The sequence below is a fragment of the Pseudobdellovibrio exovorus JSS genome, assembly GCF_000348725.1.
In the GTDB taxonomy this organism is placed as follows: domain Bacteria; phylum Bdellovibrionota; class Bdellovibrionia; order Bdellovibrionales; family Bdellovibrionaceae; genus Pseudobdellovibrio; species Pseudobdellovibrio exovorus.
This window is the reverse complement of record NC_020813.1, coordinates 2,432,474-2,455,900: the sequence shown is the minus strand read 5'-3', so window position 1 is coordinate 2,455,900 and position 23,427 is coordinate 2,432,474. Positions and strand designations below refer to the sequence as shown.

Annotated in this window: 28 protein-coding genes and 3 tRNA genes; 18 read left to right on the top strand and 13 right to left on the bottom strand. The window is 40.8% G+C overall.

Translation table 11 applies throughout. The annotated features are described in order from the left end of the window. Positions 1-467: 467 nt before the first annotated feature. The 4 genes from A11Q_RS12145 (at position 468) to A11Q_RS12130 (ending at position 2,609) form a co-directional block, all read left to right on the top strand. Positions 468-1,361 (top strand): SpoIIE family protein phosphatase, encoded by an 894-nt coding sequence (locus A11Q_RS12145; RefSeq protein ID WP_015471117.1) that lies wholly within the window; start codon positions 468-470, stop codon positions 1,359-1,361. A 10-nt stretch (positions 1,362-1,371) separates the two neighbouring features. Then, positions 1,372-1,779 carry a hypothetical protein gene (locus A11Q_RS12140; protein ID WP_015471116.1) on the top strand — a complete coding sequence of 136 codons (408 nt, stop codon included), beginning with the start codon at positions 1,372-1,374 and terminating at the stop codon, positions 1,777-1,779. 12 nt (positions 1,780-1,791) lie between these two features. Next, entirely contained in the window at positions 1,792-2,223 is a 432-nt protein-coding gene (locus A11Q_RS12135; protein ID WP_015471115.1) for a hypothetical protein, read from the top strand. A 155-nt stretch (positions 2,224-2,378) separates the two neighbouring features. Next, complete coding sequence (locus A11Q_RS12130; protein WP_148285001.1) at positions 2,379-2,609, top strand: hypothetical protein; 231 nt, start codon at positions 2,379-2,381, stop codon at positions 2,607-2,609. Between the two features lie 70 nt (positions 2,610-2,679). Here A11Q_RS12130 and A11Q_RS12125 read toward each other — a convergent pair whose 3' ends face one another. The 6 genes from A11Q_RS12125 to A11Q_RS12095 all read right to left on the bottom strand — a co-directional run bounded on the left by A11Q_RS12125 (position 2,680) and on the right by A11Q_RS12095 (position 7,222). Next, complete coding sequence (locus tag A11Q_RS12125) at positions 2,680-3,087, bottom strand: hypothetical protein (RefSeq protein WP_015471113.1); 408 nt, start codon at positions 3,085-3,087, stop codon at positions 2,680-2,682. Positions 3,088-3,096: 9 nt separating this feature from the next. After that, a complete protein-coding gene (locus A11Q_RS12120) occupies positions 3,097-3,399 on the bottom strand; it encodes a helix-turn-helix domain-containing protein (protein ID WP_015471112.1) in 303 nt (100 codons plus the stop codon). A 608-nt stretch (positions 3,400-4,007) separates the two neighbouring features. Then, positions 4,008-4,763, bottom strand: a complete 756-nt coding sequence (locus tag A11Q_RS12115) for a CPBP family intramembrane glutamic endopeptidase (RefSeq protein ID WP_015471111.1) — start codon at positions 4,761-4,763, stop codon at positions 4,008-4,010. Between the two features lie 362 nt (positions 4,764-5,125). Further along, positions 5,126-5,293, bottom strand: a complete 168-nt coding sequence (locus tag A11Q_RS13905; protein ID WP_158320378.1) for a hypothetical protein — start codon at positions 5,291-5,293, stop codon at positions 5,126-5,128. A 15-nt stretch (positions 5,294-5,308) separates the two neighbouring features. Next, positions 5,309-6,097, bottom strand: a complete 789-nt coding sequence (locus A11Q_RS12110; RefSeq protein WP_015471110.1) for a helix-turn-helix domain-containing protein — start codon at positions 6,095-6,097, stop codon at positions 5,309-5,311. An 876-nt stretch (positions 6,098-6,973) separates the two neighbouring features. Beyond that, positions 6,974-7,222: a helix-turn-helix domain-containing protein gene (locus tag A11Q_RS12095; protein WP_015471107.1), complete on the bottom strand. Its 249-nt coding sequence runs from the start codon at positions 7,220-7,222 to the stop codon at positions 6,974-6,976. A gap of 87 nt (positions 7,223-7,309) precedes the next feature. Here A11Q_RS12095 and A11Q_RS12090 point away from each other — a divergent pair, with 87 nt between their 5' ends. From A11Q_RS12090 to A11Q_RS12080, 3 genes are read left to right on the top strand one after another with little or no spacing between them, the layout of a single operon-like run. Further along, positions 7,310-7,870 carry a hypothetical protein gene (locus A11Q_RS12090; RefSeq protein ID WP_015471106.1) on the top strand — a complete coding sequence of 187 codons (561 nt, stop codon included), beginning with the start codon at positions 7,310-7,312 and terminating at the stop codon, positions 7,868-7,870. 46 nt (positions 7,871-7,916) lie between these two features. Then, positions 7,917-9,164 carry a tyrosine-type recombinase/integrase gene (locus tag A11Q_RS12085; protein ID WP_015471105.1) on the top strand — a complete coding sequence of 416 codons (1,248 nt, stop codon included), beginning with the start codon at positions 7,917-7,919 and terminating at the stop codon, positions 9,162-9,164. Positions 9,165-9,176: 12 nt separating this feature from the next. After that, positions 9,177-9,458, top strand: a complete 282-nt coding sequence (locus tag A11Q_RS12080) for a hypothetical protein (protein WP_015471104.1) — start codon at positions 9,177-9,179, stop codon at positions 9,456-9,458. A gap of 294 nt (positions 9,459-9,752) precedes the next feature. On the opposite strand, the gene A11Q_RS12075 is transcribed toward A11Q_RS12080, so the two are convergent. Further along, positions 9,753-9,845, bottom strand: a tRNA-Ser gene (locus A11Q_RS12075). 161 nt (positions 9,846-10,006) lie between these two features. Here A11Q_RS12075 and A11Q_RS12070 point away from each other — a divergent pair. The 4 genes from A11Q_RS12070 to A11Q_RS12055 all read left to right on the top strand — a co-directional run bounded on the left by A11Q_RS12070 (position 10,007) and on the right by A11Q_RS12055 (position 12,238). Then, positions 10,007-10,083, top strand: a tRNA-Arg gene (locus tag A11Q_RS12070). A gap of 303 nt (positions 10,084-10,386) precedes the next feature. Continuing rightward, entirely contained in the window at positions 10,387-11,649 is a 1,263-nt protein-coding gene (locus A11Q_RS12065) for an MFS transporter (protein WP_041575279.1), read from the top strand. 2 nt (positions 11,650-11,651) lie between these two features. Beyond that, positions 11,652-12,080, top strand: a complete 429-nt coding sequence (locus A11Q_RS12060; protein WP_015471102.1) for a hypothetical protein — start codon at positions 11,652-11,654, stop codon at positions 12,078-12,080. Between the two features lie 82 nt (positions 12,081-12,162). Continuing rightward, positions 12,163-12,238 (top strand) — tRNA-Asn (locus A11Q_RS12055). Between the two features lie 39 nt (positions 12,239-12,277). Here A11Q_RS12055 and A11Q_RS12050 read toward each other — a convergent pair. The 3 genes from A11Q_RS12050 to A11Q_RS12040 all read right to left on the bottom strand — a co-directional run bounded on the left by A11Q_RS12050 (position 12,278) and on the right by A11Q_RS12040 (position 15,049). Next, the gene (locus A11Q_RS12050; RefSeq protein ID WP_015471101.1) at positions 12,278-13,777 is read right to left on the bottom strand and encodes an FMN-binding glutamate synthase family protein; all 1,500 of its coding nucleotides are present in this window, start codon (positions 13,775-13,777) and stop codon (positions 12,278-12,280) included. A gap of 62 nt (positions 13,778-13,839) precedes the next feature. Next, positions 13,840-14,514 (bottom strand): hypothetical protein, encoded by a 675-nt coding sequence (locus A11Q_RS12045; RefSeq protein WP_015471100.1) that lies wholly within the window; start codon positions 14,512-14,514, stop codon positions 13,840-13,842. Positions 14,515-14,662: 148 nt separating this feature from the next. Beyond that, on the bottom strand, positions 14,663-15,049 hold the full coding sequence (locus A11Q_RS12040; protein ID WP_015471099.1) for a hypothetical protein: 387 nt from the start codon (positions 15,047-15,049) through the stop codon (positions 14,663-14,665). Between the two features lie 380 nt (positions 15,050-15,429). Here A11Q_RS12040 and A11Q_RS12035 point away from each other — a divergent pair, with 380 nt between their 5' ends. The 3 genes from A11Q_RS12035 to A11Q_RS12025 are packed head-to-tail and all read left to right on the top strand — an operon-like array spanning position 15,430 to position 17,452. Then, the gene (locus tag A11Q_RS12035; protein WP_015471098.1) at positions 15,430-16,239 is read left to right on the top strand and encodes an alpha/beta fold hydrolase; all 810 of its coding nucleotides are present in this window, start codon (positions 15,430-15,432) and stop codon (positions 16,237-16,239) included. Positions 16,240-16,275: 36 nt separating this feature from the next. Continuing rightward, entirely contained in the window at positions 16,276-16,917 is a 642-nt protein-coding gene (locus tag A11Q_RS12030) for a DNA N-6-adenine-methyltransferase (protein ID WP_015471097.1), read from the top strand. Positions 16,918-16,924: 7 nt separating this feature from the next. After that, the gene (locus A11Q_RS12025) at positions 16,925-17,452 is read left to right on the top strand and encodes a PaaI family thioesterase (RefSeq protein ID WP_015471096.1); all 528 of its coding nucleotides are present in this window, start codon (positions 16,925-16,927) and stop codon (positions 17,450-17,452) included. A 27-nt stretch (positions 17,453-17,479) separates the two neighbouring features. On the opposite strand, the gene A11Q_RS12020 is transcribed toward A11Q_RS12025, so the two are convergent. Both A11Q_RS12020 and A11Q_RS12015 read right to left on the bottom strand, forming a co-directional pair. Further along, positions 17,480-18,457, bottom strand: a complete 978-nt coding sequence (locus tag A11Q_RS12020; RefSeq protein ID WP_015471095.1) for a type II secretion system F family protein — start codon at positions 18,455-18,457, stop codon at positions 17,480-17,482. 12 nt (positions 18,458-18,469) lie between these two features. Continuing rightward, the gene (locus tag A11Q_RS12015) at positions 18,470-18,907 is read right to left on the bottom strand and encodes a hypothetical protein (protein WP_015471094.1); all 438 of its coding nucleotides are present in this window, start codon (positions 18,905-18,907) and stop codon (positions 18,470-18,472) included. Between the two features lie 226 nt (positions 18,908-19,133). Here A11Q_RS12015 and A11Q_RS12010 point away from each other — a divergent pair, with 226 nt between their 5' ends. Continuing rightward, on the top strand, positions 19,134-19,604 hold the full coding sequence (locus tag A11Q_RS12010; protein WP_015471093.1) for a Dps family protein: 471 nt from the start codon (positions 19,134-19,136) through the stop codon (positions 19,602-19,604). Positions 19,605-19,638: 34 nt separating this feature from the next. Beyond that, on the top strand, positions 19,639-20,337 hold the full coding sequence (locus tag A11Q_RS12005; RefSeq protein ID WP_015471092.1) for a pirin family protein: 699 nt from the start codon (positions 19,639-19,641) through the stop codon (positions 20,335-20,337). Positions 20,338-20,454: 117 nt separating this feature from the next. Here A11Q_RS12005 and A11Q_RS12000 read toward each other — a convergent pair whose 3' ends face one another. Continuing rightward, positions 20,455-21,228, bottom strand: coding sequence for a S1 family serine peptidase (locus tag A11Q_RS12000; protein ID WP_041575278.1), 774 nt, complete (start codon positions 21,226-21,228; stop codon positions 20,455-20,457). A gap of 350 nt (positions 21,229-21,578) precedes the next feature. On the opposite strand from A11Q_RS12000, the gene A11Q_RS11995 reads away from it, so the two are divergent. Together A11Q_RS11995 and A11Q_RS11990 are read left to right on the top strand one after the other, a co-directional pair. Further along, positions 21,579-22,409: a phytanoyl-CoA dioxygenase family protein gene (locus A11Q_RS11995; RefSeq protein ID WP_015471090.1), complete on the top strand. Its 831-nt coding sequence runs from the start codon at positions 21,579-21,581 to the stop codon at positions 22,407-22,409. A 1-nt stretch (position 22,410) separates the two neighbouring features. After that, on the top strand, positions 22,411-23,187 hold the full coding sequence (locus A11Q_RS11990) for a phytanoyl-CoA dioxygenase family protein (RefSeq protein ID WP_015471089.1): 777 nt from the start codon (positions 22,411-22,413) through the stop codon (positions 23,185-23,187). The last annotated feature ends 240 nt before the right edge of the window (positions 23,188-23,427 follow it).

The following is a 23,427-nucleotide window of genomic DNA, read 5'->3' as shown; positions in this document are numbered from 1 at the left end:
TTCTCCCCTTTATTTAAAAAACTGAGGGTCTTTTTGGTTAAGATAATTTAATTTTATTTAAAATAAGGGTTGGTAGGGACTAACTCTTGAAGCGGCCTTTAATCCAGCCATATAAATTTATTGTATTATTTACAAATGTATAAAAACAATATTAAGTGTTTATGATCATAAGTATTTGATATTACTGTTGATTAATTAATTATACGTATAAATTACAATTGTTTTTCGAAATGATACATATTTGATGTATTATATTCTAATTGCTCTCTTATCTTGTGTACGTACATAGGTAAAGAAGAGCGTTAAAGATAATGTATACATAAATAAGTTATATATTATATGTATATACATAACATTTATAAATAAACTATTTAACTTAAGTAAATACTTGTACTTACAAAAATATACGTATAAATATATAAAAATATATGGTATTATACATATAATATGTATAGGGGACAGTATCTATGAGTCAAATAGGCAAGGCGATACGTAAATTCAGATTAGAGAGTAATATGTCCCAAATGGACATAGCTAAAAGACTGGGCATTTCTCAAGCTCATGTTTCTCGGCTGGAGAAGGGTAACTTTGAAGTCCCGCCTCATCTTTTTGTTAAAATTCAAAGACTCTTAAGGTTGCCAATAGAGTCTCATAAGTTTTCATTAGCAATTGCGAGTGAAAGCAATTGGAGGATTTCTTATTTTTCGTATCCTGAAAAATCTAGTGGAGACAAAGTAAGAGTTAACACAAAAGCAAGCCAAGATAAGGTGTGGCTATTGCACTGTGATGCTGTAGGTTCAGATAATTTTGCAATTAAAGATGCTAATTATTTAGAGGTAAGCTTTGATACAGTTATCAACTCTATTCCTCATATTGGTTTGTCTCCAGAAGCAGTTTATATGGCTGTTAACAAAACTATTAGAAGCTCAGTAGAGCTGTGGAGAGGTGAGCCAAGCGGAAACATAGTTTCTTTAACTAAAGGATCAGATCGGCTGGATTTTATAAATGCTGGTATGCCAACGCCGCTTTGTTATGATGGCAAAAAAACGAGTGTAATTAAAGTTCAATCAGGCAATAAGCCGATACCACCGATAGGACAAGCTGCGAATAAAGAGAGTTTTACTTCTAAGTCAATTTGCATGAAGAAGGAAGACGTAATGTTTTTTTTCTCTGATGGGTTTGAAGAATTGTACAAACAAATTTCAAGAGTGCCATTGGAAATTTTGATTGAAACTTTTTGCAAAATTCAAAAAGGTGATGTTGAGGGTATTGGTTCAAAAATTTTAAAAACCATAGAAGAGCAATTGGCGCACAAAAGAATTGAAGATGACTTTTCTTTCGCGCTAGTTTCACTAATTTAAGGAATGAAGTATGTCTAAAGAATGGGTTATCAAAAGGAAAGAAGTAGCGCGTGCAACATTTGGAAAGCTACATAATCCTCAAAAAATAAGAGAGTTGGATGAACAACTAGAAGAGGTTTGTTTAAGGGCTGGAGATGATAATTTAGTTCAAAAACTGTGTAGAAAAATAATTGAAGAAGTCGTAAACATTATGCAGCACAATGATTCTTGGAATGAAATAGCAGTGCAGTCAAAGTTTAATGATAGTGGTAGTAATTTTAAATTTAGAATACAATATGATGGGGGGCAGTATTACGATCCGATTGAAAAAGGACTTGAGAATGTCGTAGGGCGATCAGTCGATCAGTTTCAAGAATACTTGCGCAGCAAAACAATAGAAGATGGATTAGTTACTATTAAACTTCAGATTAAAATATAAAAGGTGATACTTATGGATAATACAATAAAAACACAAAAGCCTTTTGAGCGAGCAAATTTAATCAACTCTCGTGGAATTAGAATTGGCTATATATATAAATTTACAGGTAAAGTTGGTTACGTTACTGAAACAAAAGATTTTGAATTATTTCAAACTGATTTTGACAAAATAAAAGAAGAATCTAAGGCTGGGGAAGTGGTTGTTTTGGATGTAACGAGTCTTATCAGATGGGATACACTTAGCTTGAAAGTGATCTTTCCTGTAATTGTTGCTCTTAATAAAGAGCTTAAGAATAAAGGTAAGCCGCTAATAGGTGTAATAGGAAATAGGAGTGGAGATGTTTTTGATGCCTCATGGGAGCGTCACAAAGAAAGTGGAACAGAAGTAGTTCCTTGGTTTCAAACTCTTCAAGAATATTTGGCAAACTATAATTTATTGACCTAAGAATATATTTTTTTAGGATAGCTACTTGTCTAAATATGAAAGCTTAAAGAGAAAATTATAATGGGTGAGCTGATGGATAACGGTGGTGTCATTAAATTTCAATGAGGCCATTTTAAATGGTCGGCTTACAAAGTAAGACCAAAAAAAGAGGTGGCATGAAAAACGTTAAAATCACTCGAACGGGACAAGCGCGAGCGAAAAAGATGCTAGATAAATTAATTTCTCGATCTGAGTTTATGGCTAGAAATCCTACTCAGAAGGAGATTGATACTTATGACATGATAAGGAAACAACTAGAGCTTGGAGCTGCAGAGGGTTTTATTTCAAGAATTCAGATATTAGATTCAAAGAGAAAATCGACTAAACCTAAGGCATCTGCCAAGTAATTATTAGCCTTCAATGCCTTATGTTTAGAGGTTGGAGTAATGGGATTTCATTTAAGCGAAATTATCTTAATTAACGATTATCCATGCTTTCCAAATCCCCATCCACTTCTTGTAATTCAGAAATTTTCCCATTAGTAAAAGTCATTTTATAAAACTTCGATTTAATCCCAGTTTTCCAATCTCCAACTCGTAGTTGATAAAGCTGTATTTCAGAATTGCCCGCAGCCGTTAACTTCTTTTGTGATTTGATAGGTTCATTGTTCCACATAGCCTTTAACTGCTCTTGGCTCATTCCGACCCAAGCTTCCCCATTTATAAACTGTTGTTTTTGTTCTGCACTCAGTTCTGGAAATTGTGAAACAATGGTGGTTCTTTCTGTCTGCGTAGGCATTGTGTTCGACCCAGTCATGGCTTTGTCGATATTCGCACAACTTGAAATGGTTAAAATAGTGATTACGCAATAAAATAGTTTTTTCATGTTCTCTCCTTATTTGGTGCTGACCTTTACTTTTTTGATGGAAATTTCAAACGTCCCCTTAAAGAAGTCTTCTTTCATAATCTTTTGAAACGCCTCTTGTGCATCGTCTTCGCCGAATAATAAGAAATGTAGACTAACACCAAGCTCATTAGCCACTTTTACGGCTTGAACGGGGTTGGGAGTTCTATTGCTTAACCATTCGGAGATAGTCGATTTCGGCACTCCAGTCGCTTTTGATAAAGAAATCAGAGTTTCGCCGTGTTCGTGCATAAGGCGTTTTAAGACAGTATTGATCTTTAAGTTGTTAGACATTTTCACCCATCAAAATTCTGAACTGAGCCTCGGTCAGTGTTGAGACCAGTTCCGATATATCGAGCGGAAATACGAGTTCTCGTTCAGAAAAGTCCTGAAATTCCGAGAAGTCGTATTTCGGTTTGGATTACTGACGGGGAGTAGTCCCCACAATAAAGCCATACGCGCATTCGATTCTGTTAATAAATGTCTTTGGGCAGATGAAGGTTAAACGTTGAAGAGCGCAGCTTTTAAAGCGTCTGAATAAGCTTTGTAAGAGTCCTCTGTAATCGGATTTTCGGCGATTACAACGCCGATTACAAAATGACTACAACACCCCTTATTTCGGCTTATTTTGACTGATATAGCGAAAGCGAACTAGACGCTCTCTTTGTTAATTAAGTCTAAGAAATCCCTATGATTTCTTTACTTTACTGTGTCGATGTTGAACTTAAAGTTTTTGTGATTTTTCAAGGTACGAATTTGGCGGAGAGGATTTTAATAATCATTAAAAATGATTTTCCTTAATTATATCATATATTTAAGCCATTACAAAAATAGTTGGGTGACGGGTGGGTGAAATTTTAAACCCATTCCAAAAATTTTTAGCCCTCAATAGTAAAATAATACTATATTGCGAAATAAGTAAAAGCCGAAAGGACAATCAGGGTTATGGTTGTGGGCAATATACCTTTAATGAAAACTTTTTTATCCTCGGTAATATCTCGGTAAATGGAGGTTTTTTTAGACATTGATAAAATACCAATAATTAAAATATCCTGAACCCAATGGAACAAAAAGGCTAAGAAAATACCCTGAGTTTCAAGGACACTCTTAGCCAAAAACCAACCAAGAAAACCAGCCAGAATAATGCCAAGCCACTTACTTGGGTGGCCAAAATAATGCGGCAATCCAAAGGCAATCCCAGAACACAGGGCGAGAGTTGCGGGGGACAAGTTCCCGACACTTAGCGGAATAAGCCTATAAAGAATTTCCTCAATAGCAGCATTAATTAGAGCAAGAAACAGAATGATAAAAAACCATTGAAAAGACCATTTTGGTCTTTTCAATAGTTTCTTATTTGGAATGTATAAGGAAAGAAAAGTTACAAGGCTTATGGAAAATAAAAAGCCAACGGATACAGTTTTCCAAGTTTCCGTTTCGCCAATTCCAAGCCAATAAACAGGGGAAGCCATGGCCGAAAGATCCCCAAAATTCAAGAAATCACTATGTATAAAACCAAAGTAATAACAAAAATTAAATATAATAAAACCGGCCAAAAGACGGGCTAACTGAGCGGCAAATAAAGATTTACTCACTACAAAGCGAAACACCAAAAACTCTACCGACCAAATACCTAAAATTAAAATACTAATGACGACCATGGTTATAACTTTCAGTGTTGGGGTGACCTTGTATGATAAGTATTTTATTCATAGTAAAATTATACTACAATAGGAACGGACTACAATCAAATAATTAGCGGGTATTTCTACGGCCAAAAGTTTCCCAATCTATCCTCTCTTGTTCCTTGTATATGGGATAAGCCTTTATCCACACACTCAAAAAATCCACGACGACAATTAGGATAAATGCCCCGCACATTGCTAAAAATTGGTTCCCCGTTAAAGACTTTCCAAATAAGGGAAAAACGGGAACGGAAAAAATCACGGACAAAAATAACAGCCACGACCGCACCGCAAAGCGGTAGAAAAAATATAAGGGGTCATTCTTATCAGGCCGCACATTATTTAAAAGCACTCGCCACCTCACCTATTAGCCAAAAAGCCCCCGCCACCGTAAAGGTGAGCGGGGTAGGGAGTAGGAAGAGGACAAAGAAGGAAACAAAGAAAAAATAAAAAATCACCTCAATAAAATAAGTAATTTTCTTTTTAGGACGGCCCACCTTTCCCATATTCCTTAAATAGAATTAGGACGGGGATAATTTTTTATCCCGTTCGGCTTGTGATTTTTCCCTTTCAGTTTCCACCACGGCTAAAAACTCGGCGGCGGTTTTATTAAGTAGGGTTTCCCGTAGAACCGTTCGCCGCTCACCGTCCAGATTTTCACTTATAAAAATATCTTTTAACCGCTCTACTTGCTCGCCGCTTATGTAGTCTTTTTTTATTTCAAGCCATTCAATAAAATCACGACAGGCCCGCCAGATATTGACCGCCCTAAATTTCTTTTCCTCAAATTCAAGCCTTAACTCTATTGGTAAAGTTGAGGATAAGATTTTATCCACCATACTCACAGGAACCGCACGGGTTCGCCTAATTTCCCCCGTTGATAAGGCCCGCTCAAAATCCTCGGCCAATGTTTTATTATCCAAATACACATAGGAAAACACAGGCACGGGGGAACCGTTTAACTCATAACACCGCTCTATACTCGTCTTTAAGTCCAGAGTAGGACACCACTCGGCTGGATTTTTTAAATTAACTCGGTATTGATTTACTTTATTCTTATAGGTTTCCCCGTGGATAGACACAGAGGCCGTTATAAATCCTAATAATTGGAGTTTAGTAATCGCCCGCTTAATCGTTGAGTTTCCTAATGAGAGTTTAGCGGCCAATTCTCTATAAGACGGGTTCCAGTTTCTATAAGTTGAGGACATTAAAAATAATAAAACCGCCTTTTCTTGTGGAGTGAGTTCGTCACACTCGGCCAGAAAAGCGGGATACGGAATAAAAATATATGGCACTTGTTTAGGTTTCATTGGTTCCCCCTTTTCTATCTAAATGGGAAACCTTAAAACCATTGAGAACACCTAAGCCCGTGGGTGTTTCCAATAGGTAGGGGAACAAAAGGAAAGAGAAAGAAGAAAAAAGAAAGGGGGCTATTTTCTATTTATAGAACTGATGACAAAAGGGGGCCTCAGTTATGTTTAAATTTTACGGGTGGTTTTTAAATTCTCAGGTAGTTTCTAATTCAGGGCTTAGGTTACTTTTACTTTTCCGTTACAGGGTTGAGACTAATCCCCACTTACAGGCTAAAAAAGTCTTACAGTTTTCTCGTAGGGATTTAGGATTTTCTACGGGCCTATCTTACAACTCAGTTCAAGCGGGATTAAAGCAACTCAATGAACTAAGACTTATACAACTTGACCCCTTGGATAAAGGCTCTAAGCAATGGTTAAGGCTCACAGAACCCACGGAGTATAATTGGGAAGTGATACAAGCACGGTTAGGGTTTAACTTTAAGCCCCTTGATACTGATAAAACATAATCACCGTCAAAAAATGGGGATAATCAAAAATTGATTATTTTCTCTTTAAAATAATTATTATTAGGAAATTTTATCTAATTTCCTAATAAGCGGCGGCACTCGTCAAAGTTTAACGGAGTGGTTCCATTTAGTTTTTATGAGGAGAAAAACAAATGGAGCCACTCAATCTAATATGGCCAGAAGAACAATTTAAAGAAGACTATTTTATAGTCTATCGGGTTAGGTCTTTATCTTATCCTAATTCAATCGCTCTCATAAAAGTCAGTAAGAACCGTTACAAGATTTTTAAGGGAGAATATGAATTAAAATTAGGGGAAATAATTATGCTCTATAAACTCGCTAAAAGCCTAATGGACGACTTTCGCCGCTATTCCTCGTAGAGGTCTTTAACCTTACATTCAAGGGCAAGGGCCAAGGCACAGAGTTTTTTAAATGAGATATTTTCAGCACCCTTTAACTTAGTAATGTTTTGGTAGTGATTTAATCCAAGCCGCTCGGCTATTTCCATATAGGTTAAGCCACTTTCCTCAATCGCCTCGCCAACTCTCAACCGTGGGAGTTTTCGCCGTTTCTTTTTATACAGGGCCTTAATATCTATCGTTTCATTTTGGGCCATAGGCTTATCCTCTCATAGTAAAACAATACTACACTACTATAAAAATAAATTGACTTACAGCATTATTTTATAGTATTATTTTACTATATGAACAATCCACTAATGCTAATCTTTATTTCCCCCATTTTCCTTGGCCCTATCTTAATGGGGTTAGTCCTCGCTTGGTTTCTATGGGCGGTATTAGGGGCCGTTATTGGCCGCATACGGGGGCCTAAAATCATTTACACCCCTAAAACAGACAGCCCCGAACTCATTGAGGCCATTAGAACGGGTTACACCCCACGGCTCGGTTTAGAGTTAAGTGAGATATTCCCCGACACCGTAACGGGGCCAGACATTGACCGCCTTTTAGCGGTGAGAGAAAAACTTTTTCCCCGTGAGTTTAACGGATTTTTCTACTCGGTAGAGACACAAGACTTAAGCCCTAAAGAATTTAAGGCTATGGCTCTACGGCTCTATTTAGAAATGGCCTTTACTCGTTCCTACCTTTTAGAAAACTCGTCAAGACTTTGGCCCGACAAAATGGAGACCCTTTGGGTTTATCACACCCCTAAGCCGCTTAGAAAATTAAACCCCGACTACTACGGGCAATTACTCACGGAGTTTAAAAAATCCCGCACGGGGAACCGCTCGCCCGTAGCGGCTTAAATTCAATCTTTTCAAAAATTTACCGAAAAGAGAGAGGGAAAAACTTATGGACGAAAATCAAAACAAAAAAACAGAGAAAAAAGAAAAATACTTAAGCCCTCACGACAAAGTTAGGAAAGTTGAGGAATGTATTTACAGAATGGTCAATAGTAACCGTTTTATGGTTGTAGTTCAAAAACGGATTAACGGAAAAGTTAGAACAAAAAAAAAGAGACAGGTAAAACTCATTCAAGAAGCCCGACAGTTAAGAAAAAAATTTACCTACGAATTAGAACAAGAGGATATGAAGCACAGAGACGGCCAATTAAAATGGGAAGCCGCCTACGGTAGATACATAAAGCACATAGAACAAAAAATTGAGGACAGTAAAAACAGTTACAAGCCATTAGGACAAGGTTCATTAGAGACGGCCAAGGCGGCCTACAAATATACAAGACATTGGGAAAAATTATTTCTTTCTCAAATATCTATTCACCACATTGAGACAATGATTAGAAGCCGTGAGTTTAGTATTCTTTCCTACGGAATGAAGAAGCACTATATGAGACACATACGGACGGCCTTTAAATATATTTTAGGCCCCGCCGCCAGTATTTACCTTAACCCCGCCCACGGAATTTATTTACCACAGGATAGGGACGACCAGCCTTATCAAGTGAGGTGGATACGGCCCGAAGATATGAATAAGGTCATAGACCTACTACACGGCCCGAATATGGAGCCACTTTCAAAATGGGCCGCCGTTTTTTATATCGCCTACTACACGGGAATGAGGAGCGGGGAACTCTACTCATTAAAGTGGGAGAATGTTCATTTAGAGGAGCCAAAGAACAGTTACATAGTGGTTAAATCTACTTTTAATTGGAGAAACGAAACAATCACTACGACCAAAACGGGCAAAGAGAGGCAGATAGATATAACCGCAATTAGGAAATATGTTTTAGCCCACAAGTTGAGAAGCCCAGAAAAAGAATTTGTATTTCCCCGTGATAGTGAATGGCAAGGTGGTAAAGCGGCCAGAGCCTTACAATCGGTTTTAAAAGAAGTGGGATATATCCCCGAAAAAAATCATAAGGGTGAGGAGGCTTGGCCCATATTCCACTCATTAAGAAGTTCCTATGTAATGAATTTATTAACGGCCCCTATTCCAGTTTCTTATTTAGTAGTCCAGACCCTTACAGGCCATAAGGACTACAAAAGTCTTAAACACTACATAGCCCACCTTAAAAGCAAGGACACGGCGGGGGTTTCTTACAACTTAAAGCCCTACACGAAAAAACAAAAAAGCGGATAGATAGGAAATGATATGGCAAAGAAAAAAACGAAAAAAGAAATAGAAGTAGAAAAAGAACTACGGGCAAATAAGAGAATAAAAAAAATCGTAGCAAAAAAACTTAGAAAATCTCACGAACTTAGTGAGAGTGAAGTGGCTTATTTAGAAATTTGTATGGGGGCATTGTTACAGGACAATCCCAAAATGCCAGATAAAAAATTATGGATAAAGGCGGTTGAGCAGACCACTAAGCAAATGATTAAGGGGTTCAAGAACAGATTAGAAAAACGGTTTAACGAAATCAAAAATAGGTAAAAAATTTCCACCCCAAAGCAGATAAGCACTAATCACAATTCAATAACTAAAAAACCGCAAAAAAAAGCGGTTTTTTTATTCCTAAAATCCAAGCGGAAAAAATTTTTGTAATAGGCCGTCACCCAGTGGGTGACCTGTGGGTTGTTACAAAAAATTAAAATTTCCAACCGTTAAAAATGAGGTGGGGAAATTTTTGTAACTAAACCCCCGAAAACACTAAATTTTTGTAATGGGGCCGACCAAGGAGCAGGGACTTATAAATTTTCTTGTAATAGCCTATATTTCTTAAAAAAATGGCGGAGAGAGCGGGATTTGAACCCGCGGTAGCTCTTTTGGAACTACGAGCGTTTAGCAAACGCTTGGTTTCAGCCACTCACCCACCTCTCCGCACGAAAAATGATCTAAATAAGCTGAATCACACCTGTTTTAGCAGGCGAACACCTAAAGTGCCATAGCGTTTTTACCAAATCAAGACTTGGCATAACACAGCTCTTGATTTTGGACCTCATTTTCTGTACAAATAACCTTCACGTTTAAAAAACCACAGTGCAACCGTAGTTCAGCTGGATAGAATACAACACTACGAATGTTGGGGTCCCAGGTTCGACTCCTGGCGGTTGCACCATTTTTTCTAATAAAATCAATAATTTACAAACTGTCTAAAAAAGTATTAAGCCGCTTAAAGAGCTGAAATCGCTATTCCATCAGTTAACAAACTACAAGTTCGGACGATTTCATTCAGGAAAGACTCTTATGTTTATAACAAGAGCTGCATAGCTGAAAAAATAGACCACAAAACCACAACAAGCTCACATCACTTAAAACTGCTACTATTTTACACAAACTTTAGATTGGTGAATTCATTTTTAAAAGGTGTAGAATAATTTTTTTCGGATTCGCGCACATGCGAAATCTACAAAGGCGCTATATGGATGAAATTTCGACTCTGACCGAAGCGACATCAAACTCAGAACAACAACCCATTAAAATGTCTTTCACCGCCTACCAAAAATTCGTTGTGGCTCTATTGGCCTTTTTGCAATTCACGATTGTTTTGGATTTTATGATCATGTCCCCTTTGGGTGCGATCATGATGCCAGCGCTGAATATGACGACGGCGCAATTTGGAATGGTGGTTTCGGCCTATGCGTTCAGTGCGGGTATTTCTGGATTGTTAGCGGCGGGGTTTGCGGATCGCTATGATCGTAAAAAGATTCTTTTGTTTTTCTATGTGGGTTTTATCATTGGAACTTTCTGTTGTGCAATTGCGCCGAATTACATTTTTCTTTTACTAGCGCGTATGGTGACCGGCTTGTTTGGTGGAGTCATGGGCTCGATTGTTTTGGCAATCACCACGGATTTATTTCCGATGAGTCAGCGTGGACGGGTGATGGGCTTTATTCAAACGGCATTTGCGGCCAGTCAGATTCTAGGAATTCCTGTAGGGCTTTTTCTGGCGAATCTTTGGGGATGGCACATGCCGTTCATGGCGATTGTGGTCATCAGTATCGCAGCAGCTGCTATCATCTGGTGGAAGCTTCAACCGGTGGATGAGCACTTGAAATACAAAACAGATAACAATGCCTTTCATCATCTGTGGACCACAGTAAAAAACACGCATTATCTGATGGCGTTTATGGTGACGGCTTTGATGTCATTGGGTGGCTTTATGTTGATGCCATTCGGAAGCGCATTTTCGGTTCATAATTTGGGGATCTCTTTAGAAAAACTTCCGATGGTCTATTTGATCACGGGCATTGCGACAATTTTTATTGGCCCAGCCGTGGGGCGTGCCAGTGACTTGTACGGCAAAATGAAAACATTCTGGTTCGGCGCTATTTTAACCATCATCATGGTGATCATTTACACGAATTTAGGAATCACGCCGTTGTGGTTAGTGGTGATCGTGAATGTTCTGATGTTCAGTGCGATTTTCTCGCGCATCATTCCGGCACAGGCGATGATTTCGGGAATTCCAACTCCTGAAAATCGCGGAGCCTTTATGGCGGTGAATGCCTCACTTCAACAAATTTCCGGAGGTATCGCTTCGGTGATTGCGGGTCTGATCGTGGTCGAAGGCGCTACAGGTAAAATTGAACACTTCGATACTTTGGGTTATATTCTTTCTGGTACGGTGATCGTATCAGTTTATCTGATGCACAAAGTTTACAGAAGAAGTGAGTCTCACTAACTATGAATACACGTTTAATCATGAAATTGGCCACGTTGGTGTTGGGTTTGATTTTAGTGGTGATGATTTACAATTACACCAGCTCGGGCTCACTGACGCGTACCTTGAATGCTCTTTTTGGTGTGAGTAATGCGAACAGTATCAACTGGTGTGCCGATCATGTGGTGGACGTAAAATGGATCGCCACAGAGGTGCCTGAGGCCTTGAAACAGAAATCTCTAAGTGATTTGCGTCGCCAGTATTGCGAGCTCAGCACCGAGGACATTGTGGATTTAGATGTGGATCATGTGGAGTGGGCCCCATTGGCCGAAAGCAGCGGAGCCGCAGGTCACACCACGGTTTTAGAGTGGAGTTCCCAGTTTGAGGTCTACCGCACTGGCGGAATGCCCTTTAAATCAGCAAAACTCACGCAAGAGCTCCTTCAGAAATAGGTCTGTATCTTAAATTCCCCTTAACGGCTTCTTGACGAAAACCAATCAGTTAGATAATTTGAGTGTTCGTTTTTCGACGAGTTCAGGAGTAGCTCAGTCGGTAGAGCAAGCGGCTGTTAACCGCTTGGTCGGGGGTTCGAGTCCCTCCTCCTGAGCCATTTTCTTACTATCTATTAAAATTAACTATTTTTGTAAATTTACAGCGAGCTGCTGTAGATCTCTTCATAACTTTGAATTCTATTCTCATCTATGCGTTTGAACAGGTGCTTGCGATTCAGTTGCGTGTGATCGGATACTCCCATGGCACCTAAAACATGGGCGAGAGCTTCAATTGTTTCATGGTGGAAGTTCTTCACGCGTTTACGTTTCGATGGCGCATGCAGCCCTTTATAGAGCTGCGGGTTCTGTGTCGCTACACCTGCAGGACATTTGTTGTTGTTGCAACGTAAGGCTTGAATACATCCCAGAGCCAGCATCATCGAACGTGCGGCATAGGTTGCATCCGCTCCTAGGCATAACAACTTGATCATATCAAAGGCCGTGGTGATTTTACCTGTAGCCAAAACTTTGATTTGATTTTTTAAGCCAGCTTTTTTCAGGCAGTCCACGGCAATCACCAAGGCATCAGCCCCCGGTGTTCCTAGATAGTTAGCGAACTCTAACGGAGCCGCACCCGTTCCACCTTCTGCACCATCAATAACGATGTAGTCAGGGTAGATACGCGTTTCTTTCATCGTGTTCACCAAGGTTTCAAACTCTTCACGATGACCAAGGCATAATTTGATGCCGACAGGTTTTCCATCCGACAAAGTTCTGAGGGTGTGAATAAACTCCAACATACCTTGAGCATTTGAAAAGGCTCTGTGCGCCGGTGGTGAAATCACATCTTTCCCAATAGGAACATTTCGGATTTGTGAAATTTCTTCTGTCACTTTCTTTCCGGATAAGATGCCCCCGTGACCGGGCTTAGCTCCTTGTGAAAGTTTTAATTCGATCATTTTGACCTGAGGGCGCTGAGCATTTTTCTTAAAAAGCTCAGGATCGAAATTGCCATCTAAATCACGGCAGCCAAAATACCCAGTCCCGATTTGCCAGATTAAGTCTCCGCCAGGTTCTAAGTGATAAGGTGAAATACCGCCTTCACCTGTGTTGTGAGCGAAGTTTCCATCTTTAGCGCCACCATTCAAGGCCAGAATACTGTTCGGCGAAAGCGAGCCGAAACTCATTGCAGAAATGTTCAGTAGTGAAATGGAATAGGGCTGTTTACAAAGATCACTGCCGATAGTGGTGCGCAATGTTTTGCTATCCACATGAGTGGGATATAACGAGTGATTCACAAACTCGTAGCCCTTTTCGTACACATTCAGTTGGGTTCCGAAGGCGACTGTATCTAAAACTTTTTTAGCCCGTTGATAAACGACAGAGCGCTGTTCACGGCTAAAAGGTTTTCCATCGGTGTTAGATTCAACGAAGTACTGGTTGATTTCTGGACGGATCGACTCAAACAGATAACGGAAGTGTCCAAACACAGGAAAGTTAGCTTTGATGGCGTGTCGTCTTTGACGAATATCACGGAAGCCCAGCATGAAAAAAGGAACAGTTAAGAAAAGATTAAAAAGTCCCATCGGCCAGTAGAAAAAGAAAAGAACGTTCGCGATTAGAATCACTGTAAATGCAATGTAAAACTGGTTTCTCATGATGGCCTGAATATACCATCAGAAAAATATATAGCAATGACGAGTATTTTACAGACAGTTGTTTAAAACACCCAACCCAAACGAAGTACGGCAATATGAGGGAATCCGTGGTCAATCGTGTCGTTGATCAGGCGGCGTGTACTGCGCACAAGCTCGGCGTAGTCTCCGGTCGCTTGAACTCCAGCACTGGCATTCGAGGAAATGGTGATATCGGACCCTACAGGAGTCATAAAACCGAATTCGGCTCCCATCGTAAAACCCGGTCCATCCACAAATAACCAGCCGATGTGAGGCGTGTAGTAGGTGCCTTCGTATTCGGCTTTTGCTGTCACTGTTTCTGTTTGGATTTGCTGCGTTCTTTCCCCAGTCATTTTCTGTTTTCCGAAATGGGAACCAATGAAAAAAGCTCCATTCATAATGTGCCAGCGTGCTGTGATCTCGGTATTGAAGATGCCGATATCTGTGTGCTCGATACGATTACGAAAGCTTCCAATAGAGGCTGAAAATGAAAAAGAAGAGTTCAGATGGTAATCCAAACCTAAACTAGTTGGATGGGGAATCGCCAGCGTCCCATGAAAACCAAAAAGATGGCTATTAGGATCTTTCACTCCGTATTTTTTCGCTTGTTCCCGTTGTAATTCGACAGGGTTTTTTGGCTGTGCTGGCTCTGAAGTATCAGAAGTAGTCTCTTGCGCCCAAGTTGGAGCGCAAGGAATTGTCGTTAGAAATACTGTCATCAGAAATAAAGAGATAAATAGAACGGATTTGATGAGGCCCCCGAGTTTATAGTTTAGGCCCTACAATTTAAGAAAGAACAGAAGCAGAGTCAGCCCCCTATCTGGGGGGCTGTTGTCAGAAAAGAAAAGGAATAATTATAAATAAAAACTATCTTGGATCGATGCAGCTTTTTTGTACGATGCAGATCTCGGCACAGGCTACATTTTTTCCATCAGAGCAATAAGTTGATTTCGTTGCAATCGCGCGGCAGCCATCATTTGGCCAACGAGGATCTTCACTAACAGAGTTTGTTAATTTCAAAGTGTAATCAACCGCTAATAATTGGCCAGCTACATTTGTGAATTGGCGAGCGGCTGTATTAGGGTTTGTTTGTAAGTTTCTTAAAACAGAACGGCTGTCTGAAGAGCTATAAGTACCTAAAACAGTAACGCCTGTAGAGCTTTTAACAGAGTCAGCTACACAGTTGTTCGAGTTAGCTAAAGCAGCTTGAGATAACATTAATGTTGCAGCCAAAATTACAGAACGGAACTTCATAAAAACCTCGTTTGGTAAGAGTTTGTAGTCTTAATTTGAATGGCGTTTTTATAACTCAAAAAATCGAGTTTTCGCACCTAAAAACCTGATTTTGAAAAAAGTGCAGTAGCGTTATGTTCTTGGACAGAGCATTTAAAGGGAGTCTAAACAAAACCCTAACCGAATCCTGACAAAAAGGGGCTTTTTCTAAGCGTTCACCACGCACCGGAAATGAACTTAAGTTTAAGGCTTTTGGGGAGGAAATGGTCTTACAAAAAAGAACTGAGCGCTCTTCCTACTTTATGGGGCGTCTCATGTTGGCGTTAGATATGCATTACCTCAGAGTGTATAACGAGTGTGATGTGATTTTAAATATTTATTAATGTTGCCAGAGGTGTTTTATGAGTCCAGTGAGACCTTCAACAGAAGCTATTATTTTCTTACATGCCTTTCCTTTCAGTTCTGAAATGTGGAAGCCCCAAGTGGATTTTTTTGGAAAAACTCATCAGGTGTTCACTCCGGATTTACGAGGACATGGTCAGGCCAAACGTCAGCAGGGGCCATGGATGATGGCCCACTTTGCCGATGATTTAAAACACTACATGAATGAAAATGAAATTCCGCGTGCAGCTATTTGTGGATTGTCTTTAGGTGGTTACGTAGCGTTGCACTTTGCTATTCATCACTCTGAGCGCATTTCCTCTTTGATTTTGTGTGATACGCGCGCTGATGCTGACTCGAATGAAGCGAAAGATAAACGCTATGCTCAGATACAAAAAATCACTAAGGATGGATTAGACCAGTTTGCCATTGATTTTTCAAAACAAGTTCTTGGAGTCGAATCTTTAAAAAACCTAGAACTTCAAGAGCAATTAAAACAGATGATTCTAGAAAATCGCCCAGAAGATGTAACCATGACGTTAGGAGCTTTGGCTTCGCGTCGGGATAGCTCGTCGCTGTTACACCGAATCCATGTGCCGACATTGGTATTGGTTGGTGAAGATGATCGAGTGACTCCCGTAGAAGTCAATCGCCACTTGGCCGAAAATCTGCCTCAGGCTGAGTTCCGTATAATCCCGCACGCAGGACACCTGCCGAATATCGAGCAACCCGATATTTTTAATTACTGCGTGCAGGATTTTTTTTACAGAATGAAGACTCATCCCTTGCAACAGACAGTTGCACGATCGGCATCGCCTCCGCTACTATAAAGTCTGTAGGACTTTTGCAAGAGGGGAAGATTTGCGATGACCGCTGGTCGAAAAATAATTTCTCAGAGCCAACAGTGGTGTACGCCTCGTAAGTATGTGACGGCGATACACGATTTTTTCGCTGGAGCTCCGGATTTAGATCCCTGTTCTAATGCGAACTCTATTGTCGAAGCTACTACGGAATATATATTGCCTCGACAGGATGGTCTTAAAGAAAGCTGGAAATTTAAAAAGATCTATGTGAATCCTCCGTATGGCCGCGAAAAATCTTCGAAGTCTTCTATTTATGATTGGCTGCAAAGATGTCACGAAGCCCATGCGCAGAACAAAAGCGAAGTTTTGGCTTTAGTTCCTGTGGCCACGAACACCGCCCATTGGAAAGAATTTGTATTCGGCCAAGCAGCAGCTGTATGTTTTCTAGCGGATACACGATTAAAATTTCTAGTCGCAGGAACGGAACAAAACAAAGGGGCCCCGATGTCGTGCTGTATGATTTACTGGGGAAAAGATTTAAAACGATTTCAAAAGGTCTTTGCCGAGTTTGGCGCCATCGTTCCCGTTAAAGAGGCCTATAGCGCAGTTCAAACTCACCGCACATCAATACGCACATCACCAAGCATATCACCACGCATACTACCACGCACAGCGACTTCATCCCGCAACAAAAACAGGGTCTAATAAATCTATGAGCCAAAATATAAAGGACAGTATAAAAGGCAGTGCGAATCAGAAATTGAATTATGATCCGGCCTTGAAGGTGGAAAGACCTTATCCGGGTGATGCCGAAGGCTCCTATGTATTGGATGCTTATCCCGATGTGCACCAGATGGTTTTATTAAAGTCTCCGAATGCAGGCGAACTGCATGGAAAAATTCTATTTGGCAAGAAAGCCGCTGGTCCCCCAGGTCATGTGCACGGAGGCTGCCAAGCAGCCGTGTTGGACGAGATGATGGGCTCTTGCGGATGGCACAATGGAATGGGAGTTCTAGCTGGCAAAATCGAGGTAGAATTCCTACATTTGGTTCCTTGCGGAGTCGAAATTGATTTGAAGGCTCGTGTCCTGCAAAAAGAAAATCGTAAAGTCACTATCGCTGCGGAATTGTGGCATGGTGAAAAACTGCTAGCTCAATCCAAAGGTCTTTTTATTATTTTGAAAGAAGATAAGCTCGAGTTTTTGGACAAAATCAAGAAGCAAGACACATCAACAAAATAAGTCAGAAAACTAAGCCAAAAAACTAAGTCAGAGCATCTGCATAAGGGTTTTCATATTTCCTAAATGCAAATTGAAAATGGTGCCAGCGGCATAAAGCATACTGATCCAATAAAGGATCATTGGCACTGTTTTAGAAAGCACCGCTATCGAGCGGCCGATATCTTTACGTAGCATTTCGGCCTGTTGGCGTAAAGTGGCAGGAAGTTCTCCGCTTTCCCATCCGGTGATGATGGCGCGTTGTAAATCTACACCGAAAATACTTTCAGTTAGAAATGCCTGAGGGATTGTTTTCCCGGCTTTCAGCTCACCCACCATACGATGCGAAGCTGAAGCTATGTCGGGATCAGCAGAGGTATTCGCGGCTAATCTCAGGGCATCAAAGATGGGAATTCCAGACTCCAGCATAATTTCCAATGATGTACAAAAATTTTCTTTTGCAACATTCATTATCAAAGAATTTAAGAAAGGAATTTTTTTAAATAGATTGTGTTTAAAACGCGCTAAAGCGAAGTCGTAATAAGAGCGCATGAACAGATCACGTATAAAATAAATGACTGTGGCTAATCCCGCAACGATGGCCATGTTTTTAATAAAGTAGGCTTTCATTGTCAGTTCGCCTAAGAACACGCGGGGAAACTCGGGCAGAAAGATCGCCGCCGATGTCAGAAGAAAGGGAAGATATAAACCACTGCGAATATCTTTATCAGTAGTGGCACTGAGGTCATATCGCGCCGATAGAAGTTTGGTGATAGAGACCATGCTTCCCGATCTTTCGGCGGCTTCAAGTACAGGCAAATCGAAAAGGGGAACAAATCCTGATAGTTGTAAAGACTCGTGCAAGGTTGTGCCCTTGCGCAGTTGAGTCAGAATCAAAGAGATTTTACTTTTTTGACTAGAGTCCTTTGTCGTGGCACGAAGGTTTTCAAAGAATGAAATCAGTGAAATACCTGCGTGCAGACTTAAAGAGATATTATTATAGAAGTGGCTGAGTTCTCGCAGGGTCACCCGTTAAGGGTACTAGTAATAACCAACGCAATCAATGTTCTGCTGGTCCATAACCAGTCCCAGTTCGGGAAATTTAGCTGTGAGTTTCCAAGTACTGTCCGTGCTTCTGAGTCCAGCACTCCACTCGAGACGGAACTTGCCTTCAGCATCACTCAGAATTTCTTTATGAGCCAAAAAGCCAGTGGATACTTTTGTCTGTCGAACTTGGACGATAGTTCCCACAAACTGGTGAGGTTTTCCTACAGAAATCGAAATGCTCTGCGCCTCGCGTGTGGCCCCTTGATAGAAATCAAAAAGAAACTGTCTTTCGGTGTTGGGGTTGTCTAGAAACCCACCACAACTGACCATGTGCCCCGCATGGGAGGTCAGAGGGCTTAATAGTATTGAGCCTAATAGTATCGGACTGAGCAAAAAGGCCAGAAGTAGTTTTTTTGAAAAGGCTTTTCTCATGAACGTTCTCCATTCCACCAAGTGGTCCAAGCAAGAACTGTGCTGCGATAAAAAACACAGTGTGGCCTTTAAATCGAGTTCAGAGTGTATCAAAACTAGACACTTGCCTTAAATTGGCGGGTGATCACAGGACCTATGACATTATGGACAAAATCTATAAGAGGATGATTTCCTTGGATTTCATGGCTTATAATAGAGCCACTAACACCACCACATGGAGGTTCTCATGAAAAAAATCGATATTGGAATATCAGAAGTTAATCGTAAAGCGGTAGCTGGCGGATTGTCGGCGCTTTTAGCGGATACATATACACTTTATCTTAAAACACATAATTTTCATTGGAACGTAGAGGGTCCGATGTTCCGTACACTGCACTTAATGTTTATGGAACAGTACACAGAAATGTGGAACGCCTTGGACGTGATCGCCGAAAGAATTCGTTCTTTAGGGCATTATGCTCCGGGTTCTTACTCTGAGTTTGTGAAACTGACTTCGATCAAAGAATCAAAAAGTGTTCCTAAAGCGAACAAAATGATTGAAGAAGCGATTGAAGGTCACGAAACAATTATTAAAACTATCCGCGGAATTTTTGACGATGCTGAAAAAGCAAAAGATCAAACGACGATGGATGTTCTGACTCAGCGCCTAGATATCCATGAAAAAACAGCATGGATGTTAAGAAGCTTGTTGAAATAATATTGAACTAATTAAGTCGTTCTAAAAATAAACTATGATCAAAATTCGCAGATCTTCAGAGCGCGGTCACGCCAATCACGGTTGGCTTGATGCGCGCCACACATTCTCTTTTGCCAACTATCATGATCCAGCTCATATGGGCTTTTCGGTTCTACGTGTAATTAACGAAGACCGTATTGCTGGTGGAGCCGGGTTCCCTCCGCATGCCCATCAAAATATGGAGATTATCACCTACATCATCGAAGGTGAGCTTGAGCACAAAGACAGTATGGGCAATACTGCAACGATCAAACCTGGCGAAGTGCAACGTATGAGCGCAGGTACAGGTGTGCGCCACTCGGAGTACAATCACTTAAAGGACAAACCCACGCACTTGATGCAGATTTGGCTTTTACCAGACAAAGCTGGTTATCCCGCTGGCTACGAGCAAAAAGATTTTTCAACAAAGCTCGCCGATGGGGAACTGGTTCTTGTGGCTTCAAATACAGGACGTGATAGCTCGGTGAGTATTCATCAAGACGTGGATTTATATGCCCTTAAATCACCTACCGCAGGTGAACGAATTCTGAACACCGACGAGACACGCGCTTACTGGTTACAAGTGATCAAAGGTGTGGTGAAAATCAATGACGTCAGTTTAGCGGCTGGTGACGCAGCTAGTACCAGTGTGCTTTCGCGCCTTCATTTAAAGTGGCAAGCGGGAAGTGAATTCTTGTTATTTGATTTGCCGTAACAGTAAGACGGCTTTTGAAGCTTCTGAAAAACATGTTACATATCTGAAAATCTATAAAATAAAAAACCCGAGTCACCTCGGGTTTTTTATTTATTCAAATTAAATGATCAATTTTGACTATTGAGTTTCTGTCGCAATCCAGTCGATTACTGCGTTTACTTTTGAGTAAACACCGAATTTATTTGGACGAGCGCAACCAGCACCCCAGCTCACAACACCAACTAATGAGAAATCACCGCTAGCGCTTTTTGTGAAAAGTGGTCCACCAGAGTCACCTTGGCAAGCGTCTTTACCACCTTGTGGAAGACCTGCACAGATCATGCTGTCAGTGATACGGCCGTTATAGGAAGCGGACGCATTACACTCTTTCGCTGATACAAGTGGAACTTCAACTTTTTGTAATAGATCAGGCAATGTGTAAGCACCTTCTTTTGTTGTGCCCCAGCCGCTTGTGATCACGTTGATTGGATCTTGACCGATTTCAGGAATTTCGATTTCGCTGTGATTCAAATCAGCAGTTCTGAAAGTTGATTCACCATTTAGCTCGATCAACGCGAAGTCGTAAGCTAAAGTGCTGCGGTTATATTTTGGATGAGGAATAATTCTTTTTACAGAAAAAGTCTCAGTACCAGTGCGATCTTTTTGATCGTGTAAACCAGCTACAACTTGCATGTTGCTGTTACCCACACAGTGAGCTGCAGTTAATACCCAGTTAGGCTTAATTAAAGAACCACCGCAAAAATGTGAACCATTTGTACGTTGTAATGAAACTTGGAACGGAAATTCCCCTCTTTCCGCTACAACTCCGCCTACTACTTGTTGGTTAAAATCAGCGTGAGCTGCGATTGATAATGTTGCCGTCATAATGATGGCCAATAGTTTTTGTGACATCCTTGTCCCCCTCTGAACTTGGTTTGTTTTGTATTGGTTTTTGTATTTAACGTTGGATCTATTACAGAACATAAAGACTCCTATGTTGATTAAACATTGGGCTAGTCGAGAAAATCGCGACTAGAATCTAGGCATTTTTTGCCCAAACAGGACCTAAGAGCTGACATTCTGTTTAAAAAATAAGCTAACCTATTCTGAGGTCCAAAGGTCTGGGCTCGTCGTTTCATCGACCTTTTCTGGGCTTGCGAAATGTGCTTTTTAGCATGTGCTTCATAATGAACCGAGCCCATTTTTTTCTACGCATTTTTGTACTTTTCACTGAAAATAGATTTTAAATAGAGGTGAGTTTGATGGGTACCCATTTGCTTCCTTTGACCGAGGCAGAGGTGTCTTTGTTTCGTCAAAAAGGTGTGATCTGTTCGAGTCGACCTGTTTTGGAAAAGGCTCGTTTTCAAGAACTGGCTCAGTTGGTGTATCAGACCATTGATAAAAATTTGAAGCCCGATGAGTCGGGTACTTTGTCGTCTTTGCATGTGACAGATCCAGCTTTCATTAATTTTGCCAAAGAGGATTCGCTTTTAAACATAATTGAAAGCTTGATCGGCCCGAATATCGGATTAATTTCGGTGAACCTCTTTATTAAGCGACCTAATACACATCAATATGTGCAATGGCATACGGATGCCCATTCTTATCAGCAACTTAAACTTTTTGATCAAGTAGATTTGGCCTCGATGTTGATTGCGATCACTCCCAGCACAAAAGCAAATGGTTGTGTGCGCTACATTGCTGGCAGTCATCTTAAAAAATCGCGTACCTATAAAGATGATCCTTATCAGAACTGTCTTTTTGGGGACCAGTGGGGTTATTCAGGAGTCGCGGATTCCGAGGTGGACTTGGCGGCTGAAGTGATTGATATGGAAATTCCGCAGGGCTACTGCTCGATCCATGACATCCATACCATGCATGGCAGTGAACCGAATAGCAGTTCAGAGGAAAGAATTTTATTAAATTTCAAATTTTTTCCAACGCATTTAAGAGTCGATACGAATGGAGTGCAGCAGTATTTCAATTCTGCACAGAATGGTTATCTTGTGCGCGGGACTGATTTGGGAAATACCTGTGCTTATTCCTGTGTGGGTGGTGATACTGAATTCACTCACAGAAAAGCAAAGGTGTAGTATGAGTTCTGCTAGTAGGTTAACGGCGGCTGAGCTGGAAAACTACACGCAAAATGGATTTCTAGCTGTGCCACGTTTATTGTTTTCTAACGATGAAACGGAAGCCTTAAAACAGCGAGTGATTGCGGTACATCAAAAAGTAAATCCAAAATTTATTTCATTAACAGGAGTCCATCAGTACGATCCGATTTTACTCGAGTGGGCTCGTCGCAAAGAAATCTTAGATATTGTCGAGCAGATCATTGGCCCTGATATCGGATTATTTTCGACGACATTATTCTATAAAAAAGCGCAGACAGAAGCTGATGTGGATTGGCATCGTGATTCTGAATATCTGAAAGCCTACAATATGTTTGATAACGAGATTCGTCTGGTCAGTATCTTAGTGGCTTTAACGGAAGACCAACCCGAGCAGGGTTGTGTCGAGTATATCCCAGCATCTCATTTGAATCCTGAAATGCGCGATTATCGTGTCGAGTATGGTCAGAAAAAAATGTTCGTATCGGACAAGGGACTTGCCGATAGTTTAGTCAATGATGAGATCCTCTCCCAAAGAGTCCCTGTTCCGTTACATCAAGGACAGTTCAGTTTGCATGATATTCACACTCTTCATGGCAGCGAACCCAACCGAAGCTCCCAAGATCGCATTTTGCTGAATTTCAAGTACTTCCCGACAAGTCTGAAGGCCAATCGTGAGCAGGTTCTTCAGAAGCACGGCATTCAGCAGGATTTGTATCTGATGCGGGGCCGCGATCTCAGTGGCAGTTGCAACCTGTAGTTGAATCAGTACAGAGGTCTTCTTGTTCGTCACCCAGTTAGCTTTTTCAGGTAACCCCCGCCAAAGTCAATATAGAGGCCTTTAAGACGGGTTTGCGCCTTTCTCGGGCGTCATTATAGCTCTCACTTTGGCAGGGGTTTTTGCCCCCTATTTTTGCGCCACTTATTTGTGCATATAAATATTAAATACCTCTCGACCTTGACAGTTTTTTGAGGCACTCCATATTGGTTAAGCAAATTA

Bases quoted from the DNA above. Each gene is read 5' to 3' on its own strand.
- A11Q_RS12145 (WP_015471117.1), top strand. From the start codon at position 468: ATGAGTCAAATAGGCAAGGCGATACGTAAATTCAGATTAGAGAGTAAT.
- A11Q_RS12140 (WP_015471116.1), top strand. From the start codon at position 1,372: ATGTCTAAAGAATGGGTTATCAAAAGGAAAGAAGTAGCGCGTGCAACA.
- A11Q_RS12135 (WP_015471115.1), top strand. From the start codon at position 1,792: ATGGATAATACAATAAAAACACAAAAGCCTTTTGAGCGAGCAAATTTA.
- A11Q_RS12130 (WP_148285001.1), top strand. From the start codon at position 2,379: ATGAAAAACGTTAAAATCACTCGAACGGGACAAGCGCGAGCGAAAAAG.
- A11Q_RS12125 (WP_015471113.1), bottom strand. From the start codon at position 3,087: ATGAAAAAACTATTTTATTGCGTAATCACTATTTTAACCATTTCAAGT.
- A11Q_RS12120 (WP_015471112.1), bottom strand. From the start codon at position 3,399: ATGTCTAACAACTTAAAGATCAATACTGTCTTAAAACGCCTTATGCAC.
- A11Q_RS12115 (WP_015471111.1), bottom strand. From the start codon at position 4,763: ATGGTCGTCATTAGTATTTTAATTTTAGGTATTTGGTCGGTAGAGTTT.
- A11Q_RS13905 (WP_158320378.1), bottom strand. From the start codon at position 5,293: ATGGGAAAGGTGGGCCGTCCTAAAAAGAAAATTACTTATTTTATTGAG.
- A11Q_RS12110 (WP_015471110.1), bottom strand. From the start codon at position 6,097: ATGAAACCTAAACAAGTGCCATATATTTTTATTCCGTATCCCGCTTTT.
- A11Q_RS12095 (WP_015471107.1), bottom strand. From the start codon at position 7,222: ATGGCCCAAAATGAAACGATAGATATTAAGGCCCTGTATAAAAAGAAA.
- A11Q_RS12090 (WP_015471106.1), top strand. From the start codon at position 7,310: ATGAACAATCCACTAATGCTAATCTTTATTTCCCCCATTTTCCTTGGC.
- A11Q_RS12085 (WP_015471105.1), top strand. From the start codon at position 7,917: ATGGACGAAAATCAAAACAAAAAAACAGAGAAAAAAGAAAAATACTTA.
- A11Q_RS12080 (WP_015471104.1), top strand. From the start codon at position 9,177: ATGGCAAAGAAAAAAACGAAAAAAGAAATAGAAGTAGAAAAAGAACTA.
- A11Q_RS12065 (WP_041575279.1), top strand. From the start codon at position 10,387: ATGGATGAAATTTCGACTCTGACCGAAGCGACATCAAACTCAGAACAA.
- A11Q_RS12060 (WP_015471102.1), top strand. From the start codon at position 11,652: ATGAATACACGTTTAATCATGAAATTGGCCACGTTGGTGTTGGGTTTG.
- A11Q_RS12050 (WP_015471101.1), bottom strand. From the start codon at position 13,777: ATGAGAAACCAGTTTTACATTGCATTTACAGTGATTCTAATCGCGAAC.
- A11Q_RS12045 (WP_015471100.1), bottom strand. From the start codon at position 14,514: ATGACAGTATTTCTAACGACAATTCCTTGCGCTCCAACTTGGGCGCAA.
- A11Q_RS12040 (WP_015471099.1), bottom strand. From the start codon at position 15,049: ATGAAGTTCCGTTCTGTAATTTTGGCTGCAACATTAATGTTATCTCAA.
- A11Q_RS12035 (WP_015471098.1), top strand. From the start codon at position 15,430: ATGAGTCCAGTGAGACCTTCAACAGAAGCTATTATTTTCTTACATGCC.
- A11Q_RS12030 (WP_015471097.1), top strand. From the start codon at position 16,276: ATGACCGCTGGTCGAAAAATAATTTCTCAGAGCCAACAGTGGTGTACG.
- A11Q_RS12025 (WP_015471096.1), top strand. From the start codon at position 16,925: ATGAGCCAAAATATAAAGGACAGTATAAAAGGCAGTGCGAATCAGAAA.
- A11Q_RS12015 (WP_015471094.1), bottom strand. From the start codon at position 18,907: ATGAGAAAAGCCTTTTCAAAAAAACTACTTCTGGCCTTTTTGCTCAGT.
- A11Q_RS12010 (WP_015471093.1), top strand. From the start codon at position 19,134: ATGAAAAAAATCGATATTGGAATATCAGAAGTTAATCGTAAAGCGGTA.
- A11Q_RS12005 (WP_015471092.1), top strand. From the start codon at position 19,639: ATGATCAAAATTCGCAGATCTTCAGAGCGCGGTCACGCCAATCACGGT.
- A11Q_RS12000 (WP_041575278.1), bottom strand. From the start codon at position 21,228: ATGTCACAAAAACTATTGGCCATCATTATGACGGCAACATTATCAATC.
- A11Q_RS11995 (WP_015471090.1), top strand. From the start codon at position 21,579: ATGGGTACCCATTTGCTTCCTTTGACCGAGGCAGAGGTGTCTTTGTTT.
- A11Q_RS11990 (WP_015471089.1), top strand. From the start codon at position 22,411: ATGAGTTCTGCTAGTAGGTTAACGGCGGCTGAGCTGGAAAACTACACG.